Origin of the sequence: Xenorhabdus bovienii (genome assembly GCF_024721015.1) — a bacterium.
Lineage (GTDB): Bacteria > Pseudomonadota > Gammaproteobacteria > Enterobacterales > Enterobacteriaceae > Xenorhabdus > Xenorhabdus bovienii.
On sequence record NZ_JANAIF010000036.1, the window covers coordinates 1 to 18,384 of the forward strand.

Genomic DNA, 18,384 nt, shown 5'->3' on the forward strand with positions numbered 1-18,384 from the left:
TGGCCACCGATAGAGAAATAGCATTATTGCGCGAATGGGAAATTTACAGCGTAAAATTGACAGAGATTGATACATCGACAGCACCCGATGTCAAATGGCCAGAGCAGCCGAAGTAAATACAGGGGGCTTGATGCCCCTATCTTCATTCAATAAATAGCCAATAGGGGAGATTAGCGGGTAGTTGGGTGGATTGGGGGCGGATGTTGGGGGGAGTTTGGGGGATGTGAGGCGGGGGGAGGTGGACAGTTTGGGGCCTTGATGAGAAAAAGCCCTCAAGGAAGGGCTAAAAACTGAAACATTTTGATACATTTTAATCATCAACGAAACAAAAGAAATACAACCTACGCTGTTGAACCTTGGGTTCAAACGGTCTAATATCACCTCAAGGCATATTTATCAATTTGATAATTGTGTTGTTGATACCCCTACAGGAGATTATAAAATGCGATTACGTTGCATGGCTTATCAACAGGGTGATGTGTATATTGCCGCCTGCTTAGATCTGTCACTGGCAGCGCAAGCTAACTCGATTGATAAAGCAATTAGTAAACTTGAGGGTCAGGTGAGTGATTATCTTGAAGAAGTCACTTCTGAACCTGAATATGCAAAGCAACTGATAAATCGAAAAGCCCCCTTATCTATGTGGCTTAAGTATTGGTATATTGCTTGTATGTTAAAAGTGAAACGTGCCTCCTCTCGAAATAAAGAAACTATTTCAGCTAGATTGTTTGATGAACAATACAAGCCAGCCTGATAAGGGATATGGCGCAACATGATTCTTTATAGATTAACACCACTCAAATATAAAGAAGTTGTAACAGCTCTGGGGGCTTTGGGTTTTGAAATAAAACCGAAGAAAGGAACCTCTCACGAGCAGTGGATCAAGAAAGAAAATGGATATAAATGGGTAGTCACAGTTGATAAGCACCATGCGCCATTTTCACGCGATCTAATCAAATCAATGGCTAAGCAGGCAGGGATGGATTATAAAAAATTCCATTCTCTGTGCAAGGGTAATATTAGTCACAAAGAAGTCCTTGCTGCTGGTCTATCGCGATACTGATAAGTCAATTTATTTCCTAACCCGCCCCGCGCGGGTTTTTCATGCAGGCAACATCCCTTAGCACTCTTCTTTCCCACTTGTACAAACTCTCACACAACCCCAATCAATTCATTCAACTATAAACATTCGTTAATATATTCGGGCTGTTACAGCGGAGGGAGGCTAACTCTTTGGGTTGCTTCCAATAATTTATAAATATAAGGAAATAGTATGTCTGATGTTATTAATCCCGAACATGAATGTCCGTTTGACCCGAAACACTATCAATGTGACTGCTTTATTGCACCGGTGGGTTCATTCTCTTGGGCTTTGATTCAATTAAAACTACGCAAGCGTGTCGCCCGTTCTGTCTGGGGTGACAAAGGGATGTATCTGGCTATTACTCCACGAGTAAATGATTTAACCGTGGAAGAAAGCAGCGCTTATGCGATTGATGGTGTAGCAGTTGGAACCAAGTACGATTACCTGACACATATCGATTTGCGCAATGAACACGGTAACTTTGTACCGTGGCAGCCAACACAAGAAGATATGATGGCGTGTGATTGGGAGTTTGTAGTAGAAGAGAAAGAGGAACCAATTAAACCCAAGCCATCTGTCGAACCTGTATATCAACTGAAAACTCGATTAACTGTCGATGAATATACTAACCCTTCAGCTGGATTAAAATATTGGGGTTATGCCAATAATGTGATGGGGGAATGGGAAGAAATTAGTAATAATGTACTGCTTACAAAAGGAATCGGCCAATTCAGTTTGATTCAGTCTGATCATGACTCTCATCGTTATTTTCTTCTTCATAGTGAAAATCCTAATGAAGCTGAAAAACAACTTAGCTCGAAAAGATTAGTCGTCAGGTACTTAAATAAAGAATATGATTTAGGAGTAGCTGAAATAGATAGTGCTACCAACCTGTTATATAGTCAACCTGAAAGCTCATCAGCACTAGAAGAATTATTTGTTGCATCAGTTGGTAAGACACTTGAACTTGAATTGGCTTTTTTTGATGCATAATCAAAATAGATAATCTATTAGTAACAAGTTATTAAAGCATTCCAAGGCTGCGCAATGCGCGGCCTTCCTTCCAACTTCTTGATATCCCTTATTTTCGGCAGAGAACCGGAATTCCTGTCCTGTGCGGTAATTAAGCAAAATCAACAAGTTACCTAAAAGCGGGATTTCCCGTCTTTAACCCCTGCATGGTGCCGGCACGCTTCCGTTTCAAACGTAGGCGTGAAATTAACTGTAGGGATTCTTTGAGGCTAAGGAATCATCAATCTCAGAGGCTCAACTACGAAATTTTCGTAGTTTATATTTTCACCAATTGGGATTTGAAAGCCCATTTAAGTGGGAATTCCCACTTTGGCAATAACTCATTGATATTTAATCAGACGCCAGATTTGGCTTCTGCTTATAATTTGAGCGCTAGTGATACTGACTCACAAACTTTGCACAACTCAATAAGAGGTGTGCCCAAAAGAGTGAGCTAGAAACAAAGGGTTAAGTCCTTTTGTCCAGCACATAAAGTAACCATTGGGATTTCCCCAATGGTTGGGTCAAAGTGAGGACCTCGGATAAATCAATGAGTTAATCAACTAGGGTGGAAATCACCATACCTTTTGTTTGTGCAGGTACCTCATATGTCAAAGGTCAGATTTCTGCCTTATAGTGACAACAGCTTCCCTTCCCACCTCTCCACAATCTCGGGACTCTTCATTTTTTGGCAAAAAGTGTACGTCAGCTAAATATCATCAAAAAATCTGAATATTTAAAAGCACTGTTTATGTGTACAGAAATGCGTCAGTTTAGAGAGGGATTTTGACGGTGAATTTTTCGAATAAAATAATGATGTCCGTTCTTCAATATGAATTTTATAGGGCGTGATCTGAGAGGTAAATCAGACCCAAAACAGGCAAAAGTGGCGTGTATTTTTGTTACACTTTTTTACAAATAGAAATACATTAGTCACAAACAAAAACACCTCAGAGGGGGAATCTGAGGTGTTTCGATTTTAACTTCACGTGCATTTTACGTGCACTTTGAAGTCCTTTTACTGTCATGGCAGTGTCCCATCAACTTTGCTAACTGACTGTTTTTCAAGTTGTTGTCCTGACACTGACCCACCAAATTTGGTGGAGCTGGCGGGAGTTGAACCCGCGTCCGAAATTCCTACATCCTCGGTACTACATGCTTAGTCTAGTCTTTACATTCGCTTGCCAGCTGCGGACAGACACGCCACTAACAAACTAGCCTGATTGGATTTAACGCTTCAACCCCAGGCAGGGCATCCACGCGATCTCTTTTGGGTTTGACCTCTCTTGATCCCCGTCCTAAGAGCGGAGGCTAGGGAGAGAGGGCTCTAAGCAGGTTATTAAGCTGCTAGTGCGTAGTTTTCGTCGTTTGCGACTATTATTTTGCGGCTTTTAACGAGGCCAACCGCCCCTCGGCATGCACCTTGGGTTTCGCGAATCCCGTCGAATCCAGAATCAGCCCCAAGTATGTTAAAAGCAAGTATATCAGAATATTGGATGATAATGCCAGTAATTAACGCCCTGAATTCTTCATTATTCTTTCTTTGTCTACTTTCCACTCACGTTCTTTGATATCTGAACGTTTATCATGCGCTTTTTTACCTTTTGCAACGCCAATTTTGATTTTGCTCCAAGCGTTCTTCCAATACATGGAAAGTGCAATGATTGTATAACCTTCGCGATTGACTCGACCATATAGTGAATCAAGTTCGCGTTTGTTAAGGAGTAATTTGCGTGACCGTGTCGGATCACAGACTATATGGGAAGAAGCGACATTCAATGGTGTGATTGTGGCACCAAAAAGATAAGCATCACCATCTTTGAGCAAAACGTAACTCTCACTGATGTTTGCCTTACCAGCGCGCAGCGATTTTACTTCCCAACCTTGTAGGGATAAGCCAGCTTCGAATTCTTCTTCGATGAAGTATTCATGGCGGGCTCGCTTATTCATGGCAATTGTTGCCGAACCGGGTTTGTGTGCTTTTTTCTTTGTCATAATGCGTTGTATTATACTGTATGCGTTAATGAAAGAAATCTCTTCTGAGTGATATTTAGCAATAAATGCATATTTATTGTTCCAAACGCCATCAGGTTTTTATTTAACCACATTTAAATGATACTATTCAGTGCTGTTACGTTTTACAGGAAATGATATGCCACAGATTAGTCGCTCTGCGTTAGTGCCTTACAGCGTGGAACAAATGTACAAATTGATTAACGATGTAAAGTCTTATCCGGATTTTTTACCAGGATGTGTGGGTAGCAGTGTAATAAGCCGTAGTAATAATGAGATGACGGCTGCTGTTGAGGTCTCCAAGGCAGGGATCAGTAAGACGTTCGTGACGCGCAATACGTTATCTGATAATAAAAGTATTAGTATGCAGCTTGTTGATGGGCCTTTTCGAAAGCTGATGGGCGGGTGGCATTTTACCCCACTTAGCGAGGATGCCTGTAAAGTTGAGCTACATCTCGACTTTGAGTTTACCAACAAGTTGATTGAGTTGGCTTTTGGTAAGGTGTTTAAGGAATTAGCTGGTAATATGGTTCAGGCTTTTACCCAACGTGCGCGTGAGGTTTACAGTGTCTGATATCAATGTCGAAGTCGTTTATGCTCTGCCTGAACGGCAATATCTGTGTAATGTGAAAGTACCTCAGGGATCGACTGTCGAACAGGCGATTGTCGCATCTGGTCTTTTGACATTACGTAGTGATATCGATTTGACTAAGAATAAAATCGGCATTTATAGTCGCCCGGCTAAATTGACCGATACGATGGTAGAAGGGGATCGTGTAGAAATTTATCGTCCCCTTCTTGCCGATCCAAAAGAAATGCGTCGTAAACGGGCTGAACGAGCTAAAAATAGCACTCAATAACATCTATTCCGATATCTATTTATTCGCCAGATGCATTACTGGCGAATAAATAAAATTCCGCGTCTTACTGATCCTCTGGCAGAGCTTTTTCATTCTTGATATCAGTCAACACACCATTATTATCAAAGGTGAGAGTCAATGTTTCTTGTGTGGCCTTCTTATGGCCTGGCTGCTCACGGAATATGTAGTACCAAATTTGACTTCCAAACGGATCGGTCAGCATTGGTGTTCCCAAAGTGTAAGCGACTTGTTGTTGAGTCATTCCTTTGTGGATTTTTGATACCGCAGCCGGTGTCAGGTAATTCCCTTGATTAATATCAGGACGATAAACAACTCGCTCAAACATGGAGCAACCCGCAGTCAGCATAACAAGTGATACGGTAGCGGCAGTCAACAATTTACAGCGCATAGTAATTACATTCCTTTAGGAGTAAGGCCGTCGATGATAATAAACATTGAAGAGATTGAAAACCTCTCAGCGTTTTACCTATGACTTCAAGTATACAAAAAAGTTGTATTAATTTATGCCGCTAATAGCTCTTTTGCGTTGGCCAGTGTGTTTTTTGTGACTTCATTACCCGCCAGAAGCCGCGCCAGCTCTTGGAGTCGGGCTTTTTTGTCCAACAATTGCATGTGGGTTTCTGTTTCTTCCCCGTCGGTTTGTTTGTTGACATAAAAGTGTTGATGCCCACATCCTGCGACTTGCGGTAAGTGTGTTACGCACATAACTTGGGTTGATTCTCCCAATTCACGCAGCAGGCGACCAACGATCGCCGCTGTTGGGCCACTGATACCGACATCCACTTCGTCGAAGATTAATGCAGGCGTTTCCATTTTTTTGGCTGTGATGACCTGAATAGCCAGTGCCATACGAGAAAGTTCACCGCCAGAAGCAACTTTTGCCAGTGATTGATGAGGCTGTCCCGGGTTTGTTGTTACGTTAAACTCAACTTTGCTGGCACCATCAATATTTAAATGCTCGGGTTCAAATGTGAGGTCAATGGTAAAACGACCATGAGGCATGGAGAGTTGATGTATGCTGTTGGTGATCAGTTGGCTTAATTCTACAGCATATTGTTGGCGAACCTGATGCAGCTTTTCTGCCACATTGAGCGCTTGTTGATAATGTAGTCTGACGAGTTCACTGAGATGGGCACAATTATCTTCCTGCTGGGAGAGCTGATGCTGCTCTTCCAAAAGTTGTTGGTGCAGGGCAGGTAGTTCTTCTGGAGCAACGTGATGTTTACGAGCCATGCTGATCTGTTGTGAAATTTTCTGTTCCAATTCAAACAGGCGGTTAGGGTCTAATTCCAGTAGATCACTGTAATGACGTAATTCATCACTGACTTCATTAATTTGAATGGCTGCTTCTTCTAGCATGTTAAGCAGTTCGTTGAATTTGTGATCCATGCTGGCCAGTTCAGTCAGTTCGTTTCGTGCATAATTCAGAAGGCTGACAATGTTCTGTTCATCATTATCATTTAAGATCTGGAGAACGTTCTGACTGACAGATAGAAACTGCCCGCAATTTGCCAGCCGCTTATATTCGCTATCCTGCTCTTGGTACTCACCCACTTGTGGTGCCAGTTCGTTTAGTTCTTTCAAGTGATATTCGAGTAACTGCTGGCGAGAGCGGCGTTCAAGAGCCTGCTGTTGAAATCGGGCGAGTGCCTGACAGCTTTGCCGCCATTGTTGGTAAGCCTGCTTCATTTCATGTTGCAGTTCAAATTGGCCAGCGTAAATGTCCAGTAAACGCCTTTGGTGACGATTTTCTAAAAGTAATTGGTGGGCATGTTGCCCATGGATTTGGATCAGATGTGAACCTAATTCACGTAGCTGGGAAAGGGGGACAGCCGTGCCATTGATAAAACCACGGGAGCGCCCATCAGCGGTAATCGTGCGCCGCAACAGGCACTCATTGTCGTCATCACGACTTTCATCAAGCTGGTGGGCTTCAAGCCATTTACGGGCAGAAGGCGCATCCGCCAGTGAAAAACGGGCACAGATGTCAGTACGGGTAGCACCAGCACGAACCATATTGGCTTCGCCTCGATTGCCAAGGCATAAGCCCAGAGCATCAATGGCGATGGATTTACCTGCGCCGGTTTCCCCTGTGATTGCTGTCATTCCTGAGCGGAAATCAATTTCCAGTTCGCGAACGATAGCAAAATTACTGATGGTTAACTGAGTCAGCATCGCGCTCCTCCTACCTTTCCTGTATATAAAAACATGTCTGTACTTTCACACAGTATAAACTGGTTCTTTATACAGTAAAGTGGGAAGCCTACGTTTTTAGAACATTTTTTTCGACCAACCCAGCTTCGTACTCAGTGTATTGAAATAGTTGTAATCTTTCGGGTGTATCAAGTGCAGGTTATATTCACTGCGTTTGATAATGACTTCTTCACTGTCCTGGATCGGTAACACGATCTGGCTATCACAGCTTACTTCATAGTCATTGCTGTTCCGGGAGAATTTCAGACGAATGCTGCTTTCGCTGCTGATAACAAGAGGGCGCGCTGAAAGCGTGTGTGGAAACATCGGTACCAGCACAATGGCGTTCAAGTTTGGTGTCAATATTGGCCCACCAGCAGACAACGAGTAGGCTGTTGAGCCTGTGGGGGTCGCAATGATTAAGCCATCTGAGCGTTGGGAAAACGCAAAACGCTCATCAATATAAACTTCGAAGTCAATCATGTGAGCGACTTTGCCCGGATGCAGCACGACTTCATTCAGCGCTGTACTGCGCCGTGATTTCTGTCCTTTTTTCGTGACTTGAGCTTCCAGTAGGAAACGTTTTTCGTCTCGATATTCTCCATTGAGTACTTCGGAAAGCTGCTGCAAGGCATTATCGGGATCTAAATCCGTCAGAAAGCCTAAATTGCCACGGTTAATGCCAATCACTTTGATGTCATAGCGTGACAATACTCTGGCAGCTCCCAGCATGTTGCCATCGCCGCCAACAACAATCACCAGATCAGCTATTTTGCCGATTTCGGTCAATCCTCCAGTCTGAACACCTTTTAAACTAATGTCTCTAGCAACTTGTCTATCCATGATGACGTAGTATCCTTTGGATACCAGCCAGTGATAAAGCATTTCATGGGTGGCCAGCGCTTCAGGGTGACGTGGACGGCCGACAATACCGATGCATTTGAATTCGTTATTCATTGCTGTTGTTTCCTTCAGCATATGGTTTTGCCCTCACAATATGATTGTTCCCTTGAATCCCTCGTTTTGATCCCCATAATAAGCGGGAGTAGCGCAAATAATACAAAATACGCGGAGATATTCATGAGTAGTAAAGACCAAAAAGTACCTGACGAGCAAGTCTCAGAAAATACAGAAAATGTATTTGAGCAACAAATGGATGCAGAAAAGGCAGACACGCCAGAGACTGAGAGCATTGTTGACCCGCGTGTTGCCGAGTTGGAAGAACAACTAAAACAGGCTCAAATTGGCGAACGCGATGCAATGCTACGTGCTCGTGCTGAAGTGGAAAATATCCGTCGTCGCACAGAACTGGATATAGAAAAAGCACATAAATTCGCACTGGAACGCTTTGCCAATGAACTTCTGCCCGTGATCGACAATCTGGAACGTGCACTGGAAGCGGTTGATCGTTCTAATGACGCGCTGTTGCCAATGATTGAAGGCGTTGAGTTAACATTGAAATCATTCACTAATGCTGTAGGTAAATTCGGCATTGAAGTGGTGGGTGACACTAATGTTCCTTTCAATCCTGAAGTACATCAGGCGATGACTATGATGGAATCCGATCAGCATGAACCCAATCACGTTATGTTAGTGATGCAGAAAGGTTATACCTTGAATGGTCGTTTATTGCGCCCTGCAATGGTTGCTGTTTCTAAATAAAAATTACGCTATCCCGTGATTACAATGCCGCCATACACAGGGCGGCATTTTTGTGGTTATTCTATTGTCACTCAGGCAGTGTGGGATACCAATCAATTGGCGCCAATCCTTGAGCTTCCAGCAGGCTGTTTGCCTGTGAAAAATGCTTGCATCCCAGAAAACCGCGATGAGCTGACAAAGGCGAAGGGTGTGGTGCTTTCAGGACATAGTGCTGTTGGGTATTGATGAAGTGTCCTTTTTTCTGGGCATGGGAACCCCAAAGTAGGAAAATGACGCCGTGACGATGTTCATTGATTGCCGCAATGACTTTGTCAGTGAAGGTTTCCCAGCCTAAATTCGCATGTGAATGTGCATTGCTACGTTCAACGGTCAGCACCGTATTGAGCAGCAATACGCCTTGCTTTGCCCAACTGACCAAGCAGCCATGATTAGGGCGGCTAAACCCAGCAATATCCGATTCCAGCTCCTTATACATATTGACAAGAGAAGGTGGTGCAGGAATACCAGGCTGTACTGAGAAGGCCAGACCGTGGGCCTGATTTGGGCCGTGGTAAGGGTCTTGCCCCAAAATCACGACTTTTACATCGGACAGTTCGGTATAGCGGAATGCATTGAAAACATCCTGCTGTGGCGGATAAATCGTCTTTCCGGCCTTACGTTCATTGGCAACATAGGTCAATGTGTCAACGAAATAGGGCTGTGTCTTTTCATGGCCAATGACTTCGTGCCATGTGAGAGATGCGGGCATCGCGAATCCCTTTCTATATGATTGTCAGATAGGCTTAAGCTTACCGATTCCCTTCGCATAGGGAAACCCTCTGATCTTCATCTGAAGCTAATTGATAGGATGAAATTCTGATTTTATAAATTATTTTTAAAATTTATAAAAATAATTTTGTGTTTTTCTCTCATAAAAAATCATTTACTGATATTCCTTTCATTATATATGGGTATTAATTTTGTTAAATAAAAATTAAATTTGTTATTAATGTGTTGCAGATCTCTGCCGATAGAGAGTTTAGGTTTGTTAATTATGCCTAACCTGAATAATCTGTAGGAGATTTTTATGACTTTATCAATAAATAGCAGTTTTTTCAGTGAATTAGGGATTTATTCATTACAGGGAAGTCCACTGCAGCTTCAATCGAGTCCCCCGGTCAAATCACCATCTGACAAGGCTGATGTGACTCACTCCACAACACAACCCACAACAGTTCCGCTTTCAGAAAATACCCAGCAAAATAATAATCTTTACCAATCATTGGTTCGCGATCGGCATCTAAGTGCCATGGCATTACCTGAATTACATGCCAATGATATTGCAGGAAAACATTCTAAACGCATCGATTATGATCTGTCACTGGTCACCCGTGATGTTTACCGTATGAATAGCATGGGAATTGGTGATTATGTGCGTCTTACGAAAGATGAAATATCAAAAGCGGGCATTGATCCTGCTATCTTGGAGGATAGTTCAACAGGATTTCAGGCAGGCGTTTATCGAAATAAGGGCTTATATATCGTGTCATTTACTGGCTCGAACGAAATACAGGATTTCATGGCAAGTATTCGTCAAGGGCTTGGATTTAAAGAAGAGCAATATGGTCAGGCTGTAAAGTTGGCACAGGCAGCGTTAAAAGGATTTGGTGAAAATGTCATTTTCACGGGTCATTCAATGGGGGGAGGATTGGCATCTGTGGCGGCGCTGACAACAGGAAAACCCGCAGTTATTTTTAATGCTGCCGGAGTGTCAGATTCGACATTGAAAAGTATGGGATTATCACCGAAAGCAAGTCGTGAAGTGGCAGAAAATGGGTTAATCCGGAATTATATTGTTGAACATGACTGGCTTGATAACCTGCAAAAAACCTTGCCAATTCCCCAGCCCATGGGAAATAAAATTCTGCTTGAATATGAGTACGAACCGGAAGGGATATTGGATTCCATTTTTGCCTATCGGTATGCTTTTCACTCATTCAAGGCGCATTTTATGGAAGCCGTGCAGGAATTGCTGACCGTCCATAAACCTTGGTTGAATAAAGCAGGTGAAATGATAGCTGCTACTGAGGACAGTATGCAAAACAAGGCTATTCCTATGCAAAAACAGGCTTTGAATACATGGGGGATGAATATGGATGAGGCCAAAATCAGCGAACAGTTAAGGGAAGAGAGTCATCAATTGGTTTCACAACAGCTTGAGAAGCATTATTCAGTATAATATTCGTACAAATGGAATGACGAGTAAGGCTGAATCCATTGTTTCTGTTTGTCAGAGATGATAAAGCGGGCTGTTTGCCCGCTTTTGCCAGTGAGATTAATCGTTGGTTGGTTCTGACGTTTCTGGTTTGGAGTCACCGGAAGGAGTGCGGCGTTTTCCAATATTTTTACTATCGCGATGACGAACTTTCACTCGTGTTTTCTTCGCTTCTTCTTCTACCTTTTTCTTCTCTTTACGTTTCTCCAGCACTTTCTTAGAAGGCTTATAGCTCTTTTTCTCACTGGGTGCTTTAGTTTGTGGACGCAGTTCATCAACAACCCGTACTTTCAATGGTTCGTTGAGATAACGGGTGACTTTGCCAAGCAGTGGATGATCGTGAGATTCAACCAGTGCAATGGCGGTTCCCTTACGGCCTGCACGGGCAGTACGACCAATCCGGTGCAGATAAACATCGGCAGTACGTGGTAAATCAAAGTTAAAGACGTGGCTGATATTTTCAATATCTAACCCGCGGGACGCAACATCAGTTGCAACCATAACGTTGACTCTGCCATCATTCAGTCGCTTGACGGCATCTGTACGTTTGGTCTGCACCATTTCACCTTCAAGAAAACAGGCCTGAATGCCTGCCTTATGTAGATAATCGACAATTTCACGCACGCGCTCGCGTTTGCGCACAAAAACAATCGATTTTGTTACATCAGGTTGCTGAAGAAGGTGACACAGTAAGGCGGTTTTATGCTCCAGATTATCGGCTCGATAATAGAATTGCTGAATTTTTTTGCGTTCACGACGAGAAGGTTCTGCATCGATCTCAACAGGATCGGTTAACAGGCGCTCTGCAAAATCACGGATGGTTTCGCCTTCTAACGTTGCGGAAAATAGCAACGTTTGTTTGCGCCAGCGTGTCTCACCGGCAATGGTCTCGACATCATTGGCAAACCCCATGTCCAGCATGCGGTCTGCTTCATCAAGGATCAGCGTTTCCACCGCACGGCAATCAAAATTTTCTTCTTTGATGTATTGCAGTAGGCGTCCTGTAGTTGCGACAACAATATCCTGATTCTCACTGAACACTTCTGCGTGATTCATGTAAGCAACACCGCCAGTGATTGTGGCGACATCCAGATTAGTATGAGCAGCAAGTGCTTGTGCCTGTTCTGCAACCTGCATTGCCAGTTCGCGGGTAGGGGTCAAAATCAAGATACGTGGTGGGCCGGATTTTTTACGTGGAAAATCCAGTAAATGCTGTAGAACTGGTAGCAGGTACGCAGCGGTTTTGCCTGTGCCAGTCGGTGCCGAGCCAAGTACGTCACGGCCATCCATGGCAGGGGGAATGGCTTCAGCCTGGATCGCTGTCGGGCGTTCGTAGCCTTTTTCGTTCAGTGCATTAAGCAGGCGTTCATCAAGTTCGAATTCGGAAAAGTTTGTCGCAGTCATCATATACCTCTATTTGGGTCGCCGATTATAAACAGGTTAGGAGTATTCTTCATCCTATAAAAATATCCTGTGGGCAGGTCGCTTTTATCCGTGGGCTATAAGATTTATGCTATGACCCATTTTAATTTCAATAGATATGATTCATGGGATTGATACATAAACCCGCTTTTCGCTGCGGTGGTTTTACATTTAAACAGTTTTTTGTTGGACATGATAAATGTGCAATGAAAGTTGGGACGGATGGCGTGTTATTAGGCGCCTGGGCTCCGGTGGATAATCGGAAAAAATGTCTGGATATCGGTTGTGGCAGCGGTTTGGTTGCCTTGATGATAGCACAGCGTACTGATGATCATTCGGTTATTGATGCCGTGGAGCTGGATACTCATGCTGCGAGACAGGCAATCGAGAATGTGCAGGAATCCCCATGGGCTGATCGTGTTAAAGTGCATCAGCAGGATATTCATGATTTTACTCAGCAAAACCACTTGCAATATGATTTGATCGTGAGTAATCCGCCCTATTTTGAACCTGCCAACGCGTGTAGGAATGAGGCACGTAGTCAGGCGCGTTACACGGGATCATTGACGCATCGTGGATTATTGGATTGTGTTGAACACTTGATTAAGGCCACAGGGCTATTTTGTGTTGTATTACCCTATAACATCGGCGAGACATTTGAGCAAATGGCGGCAGAACGGGGGTGGTTTACTCATCATCGTGTCAATATTCGTGATAGGCAGGATAAGCCGCTGCATCGCTTGTTGCTGGCATTTTCTCGACAAGGGCAGGAAACTCAGGTGAGTGAATTGACCATTCGTGTCTCAGATGGCGTATATTCAACTGAGTTTCGTCAGTTAGTAACAGATTTTTATCTTTATTATTAATAAGGTTACTATCAATGGAGTAATGATGTGGGTTTTATTACGCAATGAAATGAATCGTTCTTTTTTCTTGTCTTAAAATCGTATTCCCTGGGAAATAGAGACTATGATTTGTACTATACATAAAAGGTGAGATACGAAATAACAGGTGGTTGTAAGATAAAATTACGATCAAAGTTGAACTTCACACAAAATAGAGACTCGAAGTCATGCTTGTTCGGGAAGCAAGGCATCATGGCTGGCGTAATTAAGTATAAATGTGGAGTTTTACCTCAGGAGAGTGAGCCTCGGATGAGCGAGCAGTTAACGGATCAAATGCTGGTCGAACGGGTACAAAAGGGCGACCAGAAAGCATTTAATTTGCTGGTGATAAAATATCAGCACAAAGTGGCGAGCCTGATTGCTCGTTACGTACCTCAAGGTGACGTTCCTGATGTTGCTCAAGAGGTGTTTATTAAGACTTATCGTGCGCTTTATTCTTTCCGGGGTGATAGTGCTTTTTATACGTGGTTGTACCGTATTGCTGTTAATACTGCGAAAAACTATTTAGTTGCTCAGGGGCGTCGCCCACCATCCAATGACTTGGATGCCAACGACGCAGAAAATTATGATGCGTCAAGCTCATTAAAAGAAATTTCGAACCCTGAGAACTTAATGTTGTCTGAAGAACTAAAGGAAGTGGTTTTCCGTACCATCGAATCGCTCCCGGATGATTTGCGGGTAGCGATTACGCTCAGGGAGTTGGACGGGTTAAGCTATGAAGAAATAGCCGACATCATGGAGTGTCCTGTCGGGACTGTCCGTTCACGAATCTTCCGGGCAAGGGAAGCCATTGATAATAAAGTCCAACCGCTGATCCAACAGTAGTGGGATAAAACAATATTGAAGGGTACTTTGGCATGCAAAGAGAGAAACTTTCCGCATTAATGGATGGCGAAGCTCTTGATAGTGAAGTCGTTCGTTTGATCGCTGAAGACACTGTGATGCAGAAACAGTGGGAAAGATATCACCTCATCCGTGACACATTGCGTGGTGATGTAGGTGATGTATTACATTTGGATATCGCGAGCCGAGTCGCATTGGCGCTTGAAAAAGAGCCGATTCATATCAATCCAGCCGCTATTCCAGAATCTCAGCCAAAACCTGAAACATGGCAGAAAATGCCGTTCTGGAACAAAATTCGCCCGTGGGCGAGCCAGATGACACAAATCGGCATTGCTGCGTGTGTATCATTGGCGGTGATTATTGGAGTCCAGCAATATAACAGCGATGGCAGTGTTGACGCGGATACACAATCTGATACGCCAGTCTTCAATACATTGCCTGTTATGGGTTCCGCTTCACCTGTCGGTTTAGCTGCGCCTGTAGATGATGAAGCTTTAGGCAGTGATTTGAACATGCAAGTGCGGGAAAGCAATAAACGCATTGATGCTATGCTGCAACAGTATGAACTTTCCCGGCGCATTCATTCAGAACAAAACCAGAGGCTGCCACCGGCTGATAATACTCAGTCTGTGGGAGCAAAAATACAACAGGCTCCACAGCAATAATGAAACGTATCTGAGAAGTTAATGAAACATATTTGTTTTTTCATCTTCTTGTTGGCGGGTAGCCTGTTCAATCCTTTGAAAGCCTCGGCGCAGCAAAGCGGCACCGAGGCTTTGTTACAGGATATGGGAAATGCCGTACAAACTCTGAATTATGAGCTTGCTTTCATTAATTTAGAGCGAGAACTTCTGATCCCCCTGCGTTACCGCCATGCTATTATCGATGGTCAACCCATTGCTCAAATCATACAGATGGATGGATCGCGCCGCGAAATTATCCAACGCGGTAACCAAATCAGCTATTACGAGCCAGGCCTAGATTCTTTTAGTCTACGTGGCAACCACATTGTGGATTATTTTCCACCGATTATTTTTGCGGATTTCTCGCGATTACAGAAGTACTATCGCTTCATTGATGTGGGCAGTACCCACGTTGGTGATCATCCTGTGTACTTTGTTCGTATCATATCGAAAGATGAAACTCGTTATAATTATAACCTGTTGATTGATGCAAAAAGTCATCTTCCCTTGCTGATTGATCTGTTGGACAAGGATCATAATATTGTTATTGAGCAATTCCGCGTGGTGTCATCAACAGTGAATGACAGTATAAAAAAAGATCTGATTGCTATTGTCGATTTGAAATTACCACCAATGCTGGCTATTTCGCCGTCTGAAAAAGTGAAATTCGATTGGCAGGTGGGGAAAATGCCTGAAGGTTTCAAAGAAATTTCCCGTAATAGACTCAAACTAGCAGAAACAGAATCGTTGGAATCCATCATGTATAGTGATGGACTGTTTCAATTTTCTGTAAATGTGGCCCATGCAGGTAAAGAAGTAGTCAATAAACAACCATTTCGACAAGGTCGGCGAACGGTTTATACTTTGGTCAGAGGTAAAAATACCATTGCAATCGTTGGCGAACTGCCTTTCGCAACCGCCAAGCAGATTGTAGCAAGTGTGACGTTTACGGGAGATCATTGATGGTTAAAGAATGGGCGACGGTTGTCCGTTGGCAAAAAGGTCGCGCACTATTGCGTTATGGCTCATCTTCAGGTTGTGGCAGTTGTCAGGCCAACGCCGCCTGTGGCTCTTATTTATTGGAAAAACTGGGGCCAAAGAATATTCATCAGTTAGAACTGGAAATTTCCCAACCTCTTCAACCTGGTCAAAAAGTAGAAGTAGGTATACCTGAAAGTAGCTTACTGCGTTCAGCAATGTTAGTTTATTTGACCCCATTATTAGGGTTGTTCTTAGGGGGCTTGCTCTTCCAATATTGGGTAACTGACCAGTTATGGGTAGTTATGGGAGGCGTTATCGGCGGGGTTACTGGTTTCTTCTTTGCCCGCAAGATAGCTAAGTATTGGGATAATCAGCAAGCGTACCAGCCCGTTGTGTTACAAATTGGTTTACCTCCTGATACGATTAAGGTTCTACAGCAGGAATAATCTGCTTTACTATTAACAGCTCTCACTTTCTGGTCATACTGAAAACCACAGGCATGACTAGGTTTTCGCAGGTTTGGCATGTAGAATACGCCTCTTTGGCCAGTGGCCAAACCTATAAACTGTCGCTTTATGTCCATCTGTGTGTCCATAGGCGAATGATTCAGAAATATTAAGGCAAAAAAAGTTTAATAATGAAGCAAATACGAAATTTCTCCATTATCGCCCACATCGACCACGGTAAATCCACACTATCTGACCGGATTATTCAAATCTGTGGGGGGCTGTCCGATCGCGAAATGGCAGCACAAGTACTCGACTCAATGGATCTCGAGCGTGAACGCGGTATCACCATCAAGGCACAAAGTGTCACTCTTGATTACCAGTCAATTGACGGACAAGTCTATCAACTAAATTTTATCGACACGCCAGGCCATGTTGACTTCTCTTACGAAGTTTCCCGCTCTCTGGCTGCCTGTGAAGGGGCTTTACTCGTTGTTGATGCGGGGCAGGGTGTTGAAGCTCAGACGCTGGCTAACTGCTATACCGCCATCGAAATGGATCTGCAAGTTGTTCCTGTTCTGAACAAAATTGACTTGCCCGCCGCTGAACCAGAGCGTGTAGCTGAGGAAATCGAAGACATTGTTGGCATTGATGCGACAGATGCCGTCCGCTGCTCTGCGAAAACAGGTGTGGGTGTGCAGGATGTCATTGAACGTCTGGTTAAAGAGATCCCGCCACCAGAGGGCAATTCCGATGCACCATTGCAGGCCTTGATTATTGACTCATGGTTTGACAATTACCTTGGTGTTGTTTCGCTTGTCCGTGTTAAAAACGGTACATTGCGTAAAGGCGATAAAATTAAAGTGATGAGCACGGGACAGGTATATAACGCTGACCGTCTGGGGATCTTTACACCGAAGCGTATCGACCGTGATATATTGAACTGTGGTGAAGTAGGTTGGTTGGTCTGTGCGATCAAAGACATTCTGGGAGCGCCAGTCGGGGATACTCTGACAACTGCGCGTCAGCCAGCGGACAAAGCGCTGCCAGGTTTCCAAAAGGTTAAACCACAGGTTTATGCAGGTCTGTTCCCTATCAGTTCTGAAGACTATGAAGCCTTTCGCGACGCTTTGGGTAAATTGAGCCTAAACGATGCTTCATTATTTTACGAGCCAGAAAGTTCTACTGCACTGGGCTTTGGTTTCCGCTGTGGCTTCCTGGGCTTACTGCATATGGAAATCATTCAGGAACGTCTGGAACGTGAATATGATCTTGATCTGATTACTACTGCACCAACAGTTGTTTATGAAGTTGAGACAGTCAGTGATGATATTATTTACGTGGATAGTCCATCCAAATTACCGCCATTAAATAATATTAAAGAACTGCGTGAACCGGTTGCGGAATGTAACATGCTGTTACCGCAGGAATACCTCGGTAATGTTATAACGCTGTGTGTGGAAAAGCGTGGTGTACAGACTAATATGGTTTATCACGGTAATCAGGTTGCACTGACTTACGAAATACCCATGGCTGAAGTTGTGCTGGATTTCTTTGACCGTCTGAAATCGACTTCTCGTGGTTATGCGTCTCTGGATTATAATTTCATCCGTTTTCAACACTCAGACATGGTACGAGTGGATGTTTTGATTAACGGTGAACGTGTTGATGCGTTGGCATTGATTACTCATCGTGAGAACTCACAATATCGTGGTCGTGAGCTGGTGGACAAAATGAAGGAGTTGATCCCGCGTCAGCAATTTGACATTGCGATTCAGGCTGCCATCGGTGCTCACATTATTGCGCGTGCAACTGTCAAACAGTTACGTAAAAACGTACTTGCGAAATGTTATGGCGGTGACGTTAGCCGTAAGAAAAAATTATTGCAGAAACAGAAAGATGGTAAAAAACGTATGAAGCAGGTAGGAAACGTTGAACTACCGCAAGAAGCGTTTTTAGCAATTCTGCATGTTGGAAAAGATAACTAACAAGGTTGTAAGGAGTCT

Annotated in this window: 19 protein-coding genes, 1 other RNA gene and 1 pseudogene; 14 read left to right on the plus strand and 7 right to left on the minus strand. The window is 43.7% G+C overall.

The genetic code is table 11. The features are described 5' to 3' along the window. The 4 genes and pseudogenes from NXS07_RS11095 to NXS07_RS22195 all read left to right on the plus strand — a co-directional run. The coding region (locus NXS07_RS11095; protein WP_258086762.1) for a tail fiber assembly protein at window positions 1–116 on the plus strand (116 nt) is incomplete at its 5' end. Between the two features lie 326 nt (window positions 117–442). After that, a complete protein-coding gene (locus tag NXS07_RS11100; protein WP_258086748.1) occupies window positions 443–754 on the plus strand; it encodes a DUF1902 domain-containing protein in 312 nt (103 codons plus the stop codon). An 18-nt stretch (window positions 755–772) separates the two neighbouring features. Continuing rightward, complete coding sequence (locus NXS07_RS11105; protein WP_258086749.1) at window positions 773–1,063, plus strand: type II toxin-antitoxin system HicA family toxin; 291 nt, start codon at window positions 773–775, stop codon at window positions 1,061–1,063. 210 nt (window positions 1,064–1,273) lie between these two features. Beyond that, window positions 1,274–1,661: pseudogene (locus tag NXS07_RS22195) on the plus strand (DUF2829 domain-containing protein); the annotation flags it as partial. A gap of 1,532 nt (window positions 1,662–3,193) precedes the next feature. On the opposite strand, the gene ssrA reads toward NXS07_RS22195, so the two are convergent. Both ssrA and smpB read right to left on the minus strand, forming a co-directional pair. Next, window positions 3,194–3,557, minus strand: a transfer-messenger RNA (tmRNA) gene (ssrA, locus tag NXS07_RS11115). 50 nt (window positions 3,558–3,607) lie between these two features. Further along, window positions 3,608–4,090, minus strand: a complete 483-nt coding sequence (smpB, locus tag NXS07_RS11120) for an SsrA-binding protein SmpB (protein ID WP_038198148.1) — start codon at window positions 4,088–4,090, stop codon at window positions 3,608–3,610. Between the two features lie 157 nt (window positions 4,091–4,247). On the opposite strand from smpB, the gene NXS07_RS11125 reads away from it, so the two are divergent. Next, a complete protein-coding gene (locus tag NXS07_RS11125) occupies window positions 4,248–4,682 on the plus strand; it encodes a type II toxin-antitoxin system RatA family toxin (RefSeq protein WP_038187003.1) in 435 nt (144 codons plus the stop codon). Beyond that, window positions 4,675–4,968, plus strand: coding sequence for an RnfH family protein (locus NXS07_RS11130; RefSeq protein WP_038187001.1), 294 nt, complete (start codon window positions 4,675–4,677; stop codon window positions 4,966–4,968). Before NXS07_RS11125 ends, NXS07_RS11130 begins: the two co-directional genes overlap by 8 nt. 64 nt (window positions 4,969–5,032) lie before the next feature. On the opposite strand, the gene bamE is transcribed toward NXS07_RS11130, so the two are convergent. The 3 genes from bamE to nadK all read right to left on the minus strand — a co-directional run bounded on the left by bamE (window position 5,033) and on the right by nadK (window position 8,139). Then, entirely contained in the window at window positions 5,033–5,377 is a 345-nt protein-coding gene (bamE, locus tag NXS07_RS11135) for an outer membrane protein assembly factor BamE (RefSeq protein WP_038216286.1), read from the minus strand. A 113-nt stretch (window positions 5,378–5,490) separates the two neighbouring features. Then, window positions 5,491–7,164, minus strand: coding sequence for a DNA repair protein RecN (gene recN, locus NXS07_RS11140; protein ID WP_038198150.1), 1,674 nt, complete (start codon window positions 7,162–7,164; stop codon window positions 5,491–5,493). A gap of 96 nt (window positions 7,165–7,260) precedes the next feature. Next, a complete protein-coding gene (gene nadK / locus NXS07_RS11145) occupies window positions 7,261–8,139 on the minus strand; it encodes an NAD(+) kinase (protein WP_155271450.1) in 879 nt (292 codons plus the stop codon). A gap of 123 nt (window positions 8,140–8,262) precedes the next feature. Between nadK and grpE the strand changes: the two genes are divergently transcribed. After that, window positions 8,263–8,844 (plus strand): nucleotide exchange factor GrpE, encoded by a 582-nt coding sequence (grpE, locus tag NXS07_RS11150; protein ID WP_012989541.1) that lies wholly within the window; start codon window positions 8,263–8,265, stop codon window positions 8,842–8,844. Window positions 8,845–8,911: 67 nt separating this feature from the next. Here the strand turns inward: grpE and ung are convergent, their stop codons facing one another. Continuing rightward, window positions 8,912–9,592, minus strand: coding sequence for a uracil-DNA glycosylase (gene ung / locus NXS07_RS11155; protein ID WP_038207167.1), 681 nt, complete (start codon window positions 9,590–9,592; stop codon window positions 8,912–8,914). Window positions 9,593–9,910: 318 nt separating this feature from the next. Between ung and NXS07_RS11160 the strand changes: the two genes are divergently transcribed. Then, window positions 9,911–11,062 (plus strand): Tle-like phospholipase domain-containing protein, encoded by a 1,152-nt coding sequence (locus NXS07_RS11160; protein WP_258086751.1) that lies wholly within the window; start codon window positions 9,911–9,913, stop codon window positions 11,060–11,062. 96 nt (window positions 11,063–11,158) lie between these two features. On the opposite strand, the gene srmB is transcribed toward NXS07_RS11160, so the two are convergent. After that, window positions 11,159–12,502 carry an ATP-dependent RNA helicase SrmB gene (srmB, locus tag NXS07_RS11165; RefSeq protein WP_038207173.1) on the minus strand — a complete coding sequence of 448 codons (1,344 nt, stop codon included), beginning with the start codon at window positions 12,500–12,502 and terminating at the stop codon, window positions 11,159–11,161. 143 nt (window positions 12,503–12,645) lie between these two features. On the opposite strand from srmB, the gene trmN reads away from it, so the two are divergent. The 6 genes from trmN to lepA all read left to right on the plus strand — a co-directional run bounded on the left by trmN (window position 12,646) and on the right by lepA (window position 18,366). After that, window positions 12,646–13,386 (plus strand): tRNA(1)(Val) (adenine(37)-N(6))-methyltransferase TrmN, encoded by a 741-nt coding sequence (gene trmN / locus NXS07_RS11170; protein ID WP_038186987.1) that lies wholly within the window; start codon window positions 12,646–12,648, stop codon window positions 13,384–13,386. Between the two features lie 288 nt (window positions 13,387–13,674). Next, the gene (rpoE, locus tag NXS07_RS11175) at window positions 13,675–14,250 is read left to right on the plus strand and encodes an RNA polymerase sigma factor RpoE (protein ID WP_038186983.1); all 576 of its coding nucleotides are present in this window, start codon (window positions 13,675–13,677) and stop codon (window positions 14,248–14,250) included. 32 nt (window positions 14,251–14,282) lie between these two features. After that, window positions 14,283–14,933 carry an anti-sigma-E factor RseA gene (gene rseA, locus NXS07_RS11180; RefSeq protein ID WP_258086752.1) on the plus strand — a complete coding sequence of 217 codons (651 nt, stop codon included), beginning with the start codon at window positions 14,283–14,285 and terminating at the stop codon, window positions 14,931–14,933. Window positions 14,934–14,954: 21 nt separating this feature from the next. Beyond that, window positions 14,955–15,914: a sigma-E factor regulatory protein RseB gene (gene rseB, locus NXS07_RS11185; RefSeq protein ID WP_258086753.1), complete on the plus strand. Its 960-nt coding sequence runs from the start codon at window positions 14,955–14,957 to the stop codon at window positions 15,912–15,914. Then, the gene (gene rseC, locus NXS07_RS11190; protein ID WP_038205287.1) at window positions 15,914–16,378 is read left to right on the plus strand and encodes a SoxR-reducing system protein RseC; all 465 of its coding nucleotides are present in this window, start codon (window positions 15,914–15,916) and stop codon (window positions 16,376–16,378) included. The genes rseB and rseC overlap by 1 nt, the downstream gene beginning before the upstream one ends. Before the next feature lie 191 nt (window positions 16,379–16,569). Then, complete coding sequence (lepA, locus tag NXS07_RS11195; RefSeq protein WP_038198160.1) at window positions 16,570–18,366, plus strand: translation elongation factor 4; 1,797 nt, start codon at window positions 16,570–16,572, stop codon at window positions 18,364–18,366. Window positions 18,367–18,384: the final 18 nt, after the last annotated feature.

Bases quoted from the DNA above. Each gene is read 5' to 3' on its own strand.
- lepA (WP_038198160.1), top strand. From the start codon at position 16,570: ATGAAGCAAATACGAAATTTCTCCATTATCGCCCACATCGACCACGGT.
- nadK (WP_155271450.1), bottom strand. From the start codon at position 8,139: ATGAATAACGAATTCAAATGCATCGGTATTGTCGGCCGTCCACGTCAC.
- rpoE (WP_038186983.1), top strand. From the start codon at position 13,675: ATGAGCGAGCAGTTAACGGATCAAATGCTGGTCGAACGGGTACAAAAG.
- grpE (WP_012989541.1), top strand. From the start codon at position 8,263: ATGAGTAGTAAAGACCAAAAAGTACCTGACGAGCAAGTCTCAGAAAAT.
- rseB (WP_258086753.1), top strand. From the start codon at position 14,955: ATGAAACATATTTGTTTTTTCATCTTCTTGTTGGCGGGTAGCCTGTTC.
- rseA (WP_258086752.1), top strand. From the start codon at position 14,283: ATGCAAAGAGAGAAACTTTCCGCATTAATGGATGGCGAAGCTCTTGAT.
- bamE (WP_038216286.1), bottom strand. From the start codon at position 5,377: ATGCGCTGTAAATTGTTGACTGCCGCTACCGTATCACTTGTTATGCTG.
- trmN (WP_038186987.1), top strand. From the start codon at position 12,646: ATGGGATTGATACATAAACCCGCTTTTCGCTGCGGTGGTTTTACATTT.
- NXS07_RS11100 (WP_258086748.1), top strand. From the start codon at position 443: ATGCGATTACGTTGCATGGCTTATCAACAGGGTGATGTGTATATTGCC.
- NXS07_RS11105 (WP_258086749.1), top strand. From the start codon at position 773: ATGATTCTTTATAGATTAACACCACTCAAATATAAAGAAGTTGTAACA.
- NXS07_RS11160 (WP_258086751.1), top strand. From the start codon at position 9,911: ATGACTTTATCAATAAATAGCAGTTTTTTCAGTGAATTAGGGATTTAT.
- ung (WP_038207167.1), bottom strand. From the start codon at position 9,592: ATGCCCGCATCTCTCACATGGCACGAAGTCATTGGCCATGAAAAGACA.
- recN (WP_038198150.1), bottom strand. From the start codon at position 7,164: ATGCTGACTCAGTTAACCATCAGTAATTTTGCTATCGTTCGCGAACTG.
- srmB (WP_038207173.1), bottom strand. From the start codon at position 12,502: ATGACTGCGACAAACTTTTCCGAATTCGAACTTGATGAACGCCTGCTT.
- smpB (WP_038198148.1), bottom strand. From the start codon at position 4,090: ATGACAAAGAAAAAAGCACACAAACCCGGTTCGGCAACAATTGCCATG.
- rseC (WP_038205287.1), top strand. From the start codon at position 15,914: ATGGTTAAAGAATGGGCGACGGTTGTCCGTTGGCAAAAAGGTCGCGCA.
- NXS07_RS11125 (WP_038187003.1), top strand. From the start codon at position 4,248: ATGCCACAGATTAGTCGCTCTGCGTTAGTGCCTTACAGCGTGGAACAA.